The sequence below is a fragment of the Pseudomonas sp. ANT_H4 genome (genome assembly GCF_008369295.1).
Lineage (GTDB): Bacteria > Pseudomonadota > Gammaproteobacteria > Pseudomonadales > Pseudomonadaceae > Aquipseudomonas.
This window is the reverse complement of the sequence record NZ_VOBG01000026.1, coordinates 59,572-66,996: the sequence shown is the minus strand read 5'-3', so window position 1 is coordinate 66,996 and position 7,425 is coordinate 59,572. Positions and strand designations below refer to the sequence as shown.

The window sequence follows — 7,425 nt, the reverse complement described above, 5'->3', positions numbered from 1 at the left end:
CTTTAAGGATGCAACCTAACCTGAAAAGGCTTGATTTGGCGCTCCGCCAACTCTAACTCCCTTACGCGTTCCCATAGCTGTAGATTTTGTGTGAGGACCCGGTCGCGCTGCGCACGAACAGTTGCTAATTCAGTCGCCAAGGCATCAAGCTTATCTTCCAAACTGTCAATTTTTTTAGTGTTTGAATGACTGCCCCCCCGATTTGCCTCTGCACGAAAAGCCTCAATCCTGGCTAATATGGGCAAATGTGCGTTACGAGATTTCTTGAGGTAGCCACGATCAAATCCGGCTTCGAAACTTACAATGCTCGCGGTGATTTTCGAACGAGATAAGCCTACATGCTCCGCCACAACTGGCCTGCCTTCGAGAAGGCGCTGCAACGCCTCTTCACACTCAAGCAAACCACGACCAACTACTTTATTAGAACGCATAGCTACACATCCTTATCAATAAAGCGCGCCTTAAAGCTCAGGAGTCGTTCAAGATCCCCATTGGCTACTTGATATTCTCCCGAACCATAAGAATATAGCGTTAACTCTTCAGTCATAGCCTCAATGGCATGGCCAACTTTTTCAGGCTGTATTATTGCGCCTTCACATATCAAACATTCTGTGAAATCACCAAGCAAAAAATAATCACATCGACCAACCTTAGAACAACCACCTAAAAAAGTTGGCCGATAGCTAATCTCGCAATTCTTCACACGAATCAAAGTGTCTGCCCTAACATCCTCAATGCATACTTCACCATTCTTCAAACGAGCTTTCTGTTTCTCAATATAAGACCCCGTGCCTCCGAACAATGGTGCTTCCCTGAACAGCACATCGGACAGCAGTTGATTCGCAACAGCCATCGGCATCCCCATCTGAAACTCCAACGCAACATGCGAGTTGGGCAAGACAAAGCCATTACTTTTCGGATCGTAGTATCCAAAAATAGTCTTTAGATTTTGAAACCCATTACTGTAATAGCGAGCCATTTCGAGAGTCACTTGTTTGTATTGCGACTTCAAACTGGGCAACGAAATAAATCCACTATTGCTACCATAGAAAGCTAATGAGGCTCTTCGCATTTAAGGGTGTAGAAAAAATCTGACCGGCTGGAAAAGGAGTCGAGGATCTTAGAAAATGTAAGCTCTCACACCAACAAAAACTAAGCCCCCGACGTGAACAATCTTACCTTTTCTAGCCCTGATCTTTCCAGCTTTTGCCAACTGAATAACCTCGGCCTGACTGCCACTGGACAACATCTTTGTGCAGAGCGCGCCGTCATCGAATGTCGTTTAACCAAAGCACCCGAGCCATGCCCCAAGTGCGGGGCTGCTGGTGTTTCACGCGGTACTGTCGATAGGCATCTTGCTCACACACCTTACGGACAACGACCAACCAGATTGCTGCTGCGTATCCGTCGCTGGCGTTGTGCTTGCGGCTGTTTCTGGCATGAAGATACAAACAGTGCAGCACCTCCACGTTCAAAGCTTTCATATGGGGCGATACGCTGGGCATTAGCTGCCATCGTGCTGGATCATCTGTCGGTATCTCGTGTTGCGAGCCAGCTTGATGTTGCATGGCACACCGCTAATAATGCCATTATCAACGAAGGACGGCGCCTGCTTTTTAATGACTCGACACGTTTTGACGGTGTGACCGTGCTGGGCGTGGATGAGCATGTTTGGCGACATACACGCTGTGGTGACAAGTACGTCACCATCGTGGTTGACCTTACGCCCGTGCGTAACAAAAACGGGCCGGCCCGCTTGCTCGATGTGCTGGAAGGCCGCTCCAAACAAGCCTTTAAGCAATGGCTACAGAGTCGCCCCAAATCGTGGCGTGACCAGATCGAAAGCATTGCCATGGACGGTTTTACGGGGTTTAAATCTGCAGCGCAAGAAGCCCTGCCTCAAGCCCAAACCGTGCTGGATCCTTTCCATGTCGTGCGCTGGGCAAGCAACATGCTGGATGAATGCCGCCGGCGTGTGCAACACGACATCCTGGGCCGCAGAGGGCGTAAAAATGACCCGCTCTACAAAAGCCGTCGAACGCTACTGACTCGGATCAGCTACCTGTCTGACGCCAACAAAAAGCAACTGTTCCAGCTGTTTGCAGATGAGCACCACCTCGAAGTGGATTGCACCTGGAGCATGTACCAACGGGTGGTCAGCGCCTACAACGAGCCGGATCGAAAACGTGGTAAAAAACTCATGGAAGAGGTCATAAATATCATTACAGCCAGCGACTTGCCCAAAGCGCTCATCGAGGTGAAAGGCTTGGGGGAAACGCTGAAAAAATACGCTGAGAGCATCCTTGCCTACTTCGACCGGCCAGGAACCAGCAACGGTCCAACAGAAGCTATCAACGGGCGACTTGAGCACTTACGAGGTACCGCCTTGGGCTTTAGAAATTTAACCAATTACATAGCCAGGTGCTTGCTGAAGTCAGGAGGGTTTAGAAATCAGCTACACCCTTAAATGCGAAGAGCCGCTAATGAACGGCGAAACTGGTGACCTGTCAGCGGCCAAGAACGACCTACCGCAAACTCTGGCTCACTGTAAAAGTCACGCTTCGTATCAGTTTGCGCCAACTCCTGTATGTCAGAAAGCTCAATCCTGATACCTTCTATTAGAGGAATTTTATTATAAAAATTCCCTAACTTCCCCACACCAACATCGGTATTGCGTTTTCGAAGGACTGCGGGATTTAGAAATAATGGACAGTCATTATCCACATCAATTTTATAGATACTTGCTAGTCCTCGACAAATTGCCTGCGCAATTTTTACAGCCTTGACAACTTCGCTCGGCGCGAACCACGATTCTGATTTTTTGTACCCTGTAAATTTTGTGGTCGTCGACAGAACTGAGACTGATCTCGCCAAGTCGCGAGTCACTCCATTATCATCAACGACCTCCTTTAAATAGATCTCATCAGACAAACAATCATACTGCATGCGCAGCACCTCTTGCTCTCTCATGCCTGTGTATAAGTGAATTACGTTTTTTACAATGTATTGCATTTTCAATAGCGCAGGGCTCAACCCTCTTTTATGAGAACAAGAAAAAACTCCAGAAAAAACCTCATTCAGACAATGAGCCTGAAGCACCTCAGTCATAATTGGTCTGTAATTAGCCTTTCCGCCAGGCAACAGACTTTTCTGAACATCATGAGCGAGCCCATAGAATTCATCGCAAAACTTAGATACAAAGCACTCCAGGCTTTCTACGCCTCGGTGAATCTGATCAAGCATATCTTGGAGAACGTTTATTAGCTCCAAATAGATCCTAGTTGGAATAACCGGATGTTGATTAGGCTCATGTCGACGCAATTCAATATCACGCGAACTAATAACGCGATAACCCAATCGATCATCACCAACAGAAATTAAATTGGCAAGCAAAGCTGATAGCATTTGCGGAAAATGTGGCTGCGCCCTCTCAGCAATAAACGCTGCCAAATAGACCGGGGTACTGAAAAGTTGTTGCAAGGACAACACACCAACTAAAGGCTTTTGGATTTGCTCATAACAAAACAACACCGCGCTCCGCAAAACCACCCAGCGCTGCTCTAATGTCTTTGCACTCAACCGCCCCAGACGACCACCTCCTGCGAAATATGCAAGACAATAGATAATGTATTTCACCTCATCGATCAATGCTTTGTTTTCGGGACCAATCGCCTTGAAAATCTTATCAAATCTAAATTTCGTGACCCTCGTCGCTCCAAGTCGATATGGATTAAAGTCCCACATCCACTCTTTATATATTGCCGTTGGCGTACCATGTTTATTTCGACACAGAACAAACTTAGATGAGGGTTTAAAGTTTATATCCAGCATTGCAGCATCAGGAGCAACGGCACCCAAATTACCCATGGCGGCATATAAACCACTTACCGCAGAGGCACTCAAAATACAACCCCCATTGCTTCATAGCGTTGCAGGCGTCGCTCCCAAAATGGCGTTAGCACCCCAAGATTAAATACTTTATTCCTCATGGCAGATACTAACTGCGAAACAGACTCCGAGCGATTTGCAATTGCCTCTAAGATAAACTCGACCCGAATGGATAAGTCCTTATAGAGTACTTCTGCGTGACCACTATCCTGAGCAGTATTGCGTACAGCGTTAACCACATAATGGAGACTTAATAACTTATGAATATCATCTTCATCGGCGTGACAGAAATAATGAGTGCAATACAAACAGCCGTACTGATTACGACAATTCGGCTGAATCACCGGTGCTTCGGTATCGCTGACGGGAACTGGAAACCTGAACGAGTCACAATGACCAACGGCAATTGAGTCAAGTTTATCTGACGCTGTAACACTTCGCTCACGTACCATTTGAGCAGCTTTACGCACTGAATCCCAGTAAGTACCAAACTCACTTTCCTGCTGTTCAACAGTGGCTTCTGAGTACGACGAAATATTCACCCCACTGGAATGATTTAACGCCCGCGCAACTGTTTCCAGGGAGTACTTAGCCGCGTGATGAGCGGAACTTTTATGCTTACGCGCCTTGTTATAGGTTATTTTTGGATATTTGCCATCTACAAAAACGCCCGAAATCGATGAGTAAAACCTAGTTGCCGCAGCCCCGGCATCAAGATCAGAAAATGATAGACAAACAGCGCCTTTAGAAATCTTTATCTTGAAAAACAATCTATCAACATATTCTCCATTGAGAATCCAATCACGCAACTTAAAATACTCTCGAAGCAGTGTTAACCCTTTTTTTCGCCCTAAGACATATCCGGTCATCTTTCCTCTAGCACGAAATTTTACAGCCGTTAATTCTTTCTTCAATACTGACTTATCAATCCCCAGAGCATCCTCATAACTAAACTGTTCCAGTTCAGTAGGTGATGCACCTGTCATCAACATAAAAAGAGAAATATATGCTTTTACAGCAAAGGCGGCCATTTGCAACCGGACATAATTACGAGATTCAGAATTAGAAAATTCTACGCTAGCCTGCGCATCTGCTATAGCACGCTCTGCTTCACAAAGCCTAATTGTCTGACCTCTTCCAGCATACTTGGACATGTATTCTTCGACTGTTGCAACACGTCTTTCTGCCACATTATAACAATCATACCCCTGTCGAAAAGGACTATTCATTCCACCATTAGAAGGAAACTTAACAACTTCATAATTTCTTATCCGGACTACGCATGGAAATGGCTCTTGCTCAAGAATAAAATTACTGTAATCACGCGCAATGGCAATACATACGTCCGTAAAAAAGTGTACATCGGATTCTCTAGGCGGCTTTATTGCTTTTCTTTGCCTAGCAATTGGCACGGCACTACGAACTACATAATCCACTACTGATGAAAACTGGAGTCCAATTATGAACTGTAAGGTCTTCTGACATTTAGCGGCATGCTGAGGAGCAAAATCCCCTTTTCTGATTGAATCATTAAGATAAGATGTGTAGTCAGCGTATGCTCTAGATGCACAACTCACATCAGTAAAAACCTCCACATAACCATTGGCATTTAACCAATTCACGACAATGTGCAACACTCTAAACTGGGTTACTATCGAATTATCGCGCAAACCTATTAGAGAATCGAGGAGCTTCACCACTAGCTCACGCCTACTTTCCACAAGAGATGACTCGACAACCGATATAGTACCGGCATTGTCAAACTCCCTCGATCTAGCTTCGCCTCGCGTTGCATATGCGATACTCCCAATATCGATAGGCGACTTATACCCCTTTGCATTGGCAAGCTTTAGACGCAAGCGCTCCGGAAACACATGCTCCTCACTGATTTCATCTACCGTGATGACTTTTGTTTCACGAAATGACCAATCAACATGACTATTCATCTTGAGCACTCAGTATAAAACTTGAATAATTACCTGAAAATAGACTAGCCTCAAACTTTTCCTGCGCGACGGTTTTCTGAGGAAGCATCTTGAACAGTTGAAGGTAATGCTCTGTCATCTCTCGTGTGGCGTGGTGCATTCGCTCCATTATAAAATCAATATCATCTCCTGGACGCATAAGCCCCACAACAATAAGGGCCTGCAATCTTTGATAGAGCTGAAACCCAAAAGTCGCACGCAACCAGTGATACGAAAAGTCCTGAGGGTACTTATCAGATGTCTTTTGCAATATTTTTCGCTTTATTGTGTCTGTGACTTGGCCAGTGGGTCTAGATTTGACAATAGGGTAGCGCGGATCATCTTTTGCCATGTAATAACACCCTCCCTGATCAGATAAAAAAACGTACATATCCTCGTCTTTTATCTGTATATTTGGGTAATATAAAGACAGAGCGGCTCTAAACTTAACTCGCCGCTGCCTCATCATCGGACTATCTCCAAGCACCCGTAACTCCTTAGCAAGTTGCTTTGGCACGTGCAAACGTTGGCTACGGTCTTTCTTGGTATCCATCCCTGTGCCTGGACCGGCATGTAACAGATAGGTGCCATCTGCCTGCAGCCTTTCTGAAATGAACCCTTTTAGATGCTTTAACCGCATCGTAAGCACGGTCTGCTTACGGGCGCCAGTCATCAAAGCCGTCAACAGTATAAGACGTTCTAGTGCTGACCACTCCTCACCTTCAATAACCTTCAAAAACTCAGCCAGCTCAACATTAGACAAAGGACGAAGATCTTCGTTGTCCTCTCGCACATACCCTATTGATACCAGCCTTCCTGGAACCGTTGATTTAGTTTGACTACGCTTTTCAGCCGTAATCACCCTAGCGGCCCCGTAAGCATTTTTAATTAAAAATTTTACCTCCTTGACTGTATCTACTCGCTGCAAGTCAATGTCATGCCAATTGGCACAAATAAATCTATAGAAATCAAATACCACGCCTGTGTATTGATTTACGACTGCCGAACTACGCCCACTATGATTTATCAAATGAGCAAAATACTTATATGTAGGTCTCAACACAGGGCGACGCCCCGAAAAGTCGAGCCAGTTAAGTCCTTCGCTTTCACAGTAGATCAAGTAGTCTAATAATTTGCTGGCTCGACGGCGCAGATCATCGGTAGGCCTATTGCTTAACGTTTTATTTTCAATCAAGGATAAAAGGTATGAATTGGCTTCATGCCAAGGCTCACCTTCCTTATGAAACAGAAACGGGAGATTGTAGATATCTCCCGAGGTAAACGAAGAGCCGATTTCCTCAACCTGGTAGAGCTGTTTGGTTTCAGCCCCTTCAAGTACCGATTTAATTGAGTCAACGGGCTGGATACCGACATGCAGGGTCGCGAAGGCGCTCTGCGCGTGAGGGATGAGAACGAGGCGACCTTCGTAACGCCGATTTGAGTAGGACATGACTCACCCTCAAAGGACTGAGTCAACCCTAGATGTTAAGCGCTAAAAATCAAGGCTTCTTGTCAATGTCTTTCTTGTTAAGCGATTCGACCCAAGGGTCTAACTTCATCGTTTTCTACACCT

Annotated in this window: 6 protein-coding genes; 1 reads left to right on the top strand and 5 read right to left on the bottom strand. The window is 45.6% G+C overall.

The window, feature by feature from the left end:
* Window positions 1–2 precede the first annotated feature (2 nt).
* Entirely contained in the window at window positions 3–431 is a 429-nt protein-coding gene (locus FQ182_RS24530) for a hypothetical protein (protein ID WP_033896464.1), read from the bottom strand.
* A gap of 2 nt (window positions 432–433) precedes the next feature.
* On the bottom strand, window positions 434–979 hold the full coding sequence (locus FQ182_RS24525; RefSeq protein WP_149415256.1) for a hypothetical protein: 546 nt from the start codon (window positions 977–979) through the stop codon (window positions 434–436).
* A 186-nt stretch (window positions 980–1,165) separates the two neighbouring features.
* Between FQ182_RS24525 and FQ182_RS24520 the strand changes: the two genes are divergently transcribed.
* Entirely contained in the window at window positions 1,166–2,467 is a 1,302-nt protein-coding gene (locus FQ182_RS24520; protein ID WP_011920678.1) for an ISL3-like element IS1411 family transposase, read from the top strand.
* Here FQ182_RS24520 and FQ182_RS24515 read toward each other — a convergent pair.
* The 3 genes from FQ182_RS24515 to FQ182_RS24505 are packed head-to-tail and all read right to left on the bottom strand — an operon-like array spanning window position 2,464 to window position 7,302.
* A complete protein-coding gene (locus FQ182_RS24515; protein ID WP_149494049.1) occupies window positions 2,464–3,903 on the bottom strand; it encodes a hypothetical protein in 1,440 nt (479 codons plus the stop codon). The genes FQ182_RS24520 and FQ182_RS24515 overlap by 4 nt on opposite strands.
* Window positions 3,900–5,834: a hypothetical protein gene (locus FQ182_RS24510; RefSeq protein WP_149494048.1), complete on the bottom strand. Its 1,935-nt coding sequence runs from the start codon at window positions 5,832–5,834 to the stop codon at window positions 3,900–3,902. Before FQ182_RS24510 ends, FQ182_RS24515 begins: the two co-directional genes overlap by 4 nt.
* Window positions 5,827–7,302 (bottom strand): site-specific integrase, encoded by a 1,476-nt coding sequence (locus tag FQ182_RS24505; protein ID WP_149494047.1) that lies wholly within the window; start codon window positions 7,300–7,302, stop codon window positions 5,827–5,829. Before FQ182_RS24505 ends, FQ182_RS24510 begins: the two co-directional genes overlap by 8 nt.
* Window positions 7,303–7,425 lie beyond the last annotated feature (123 nt).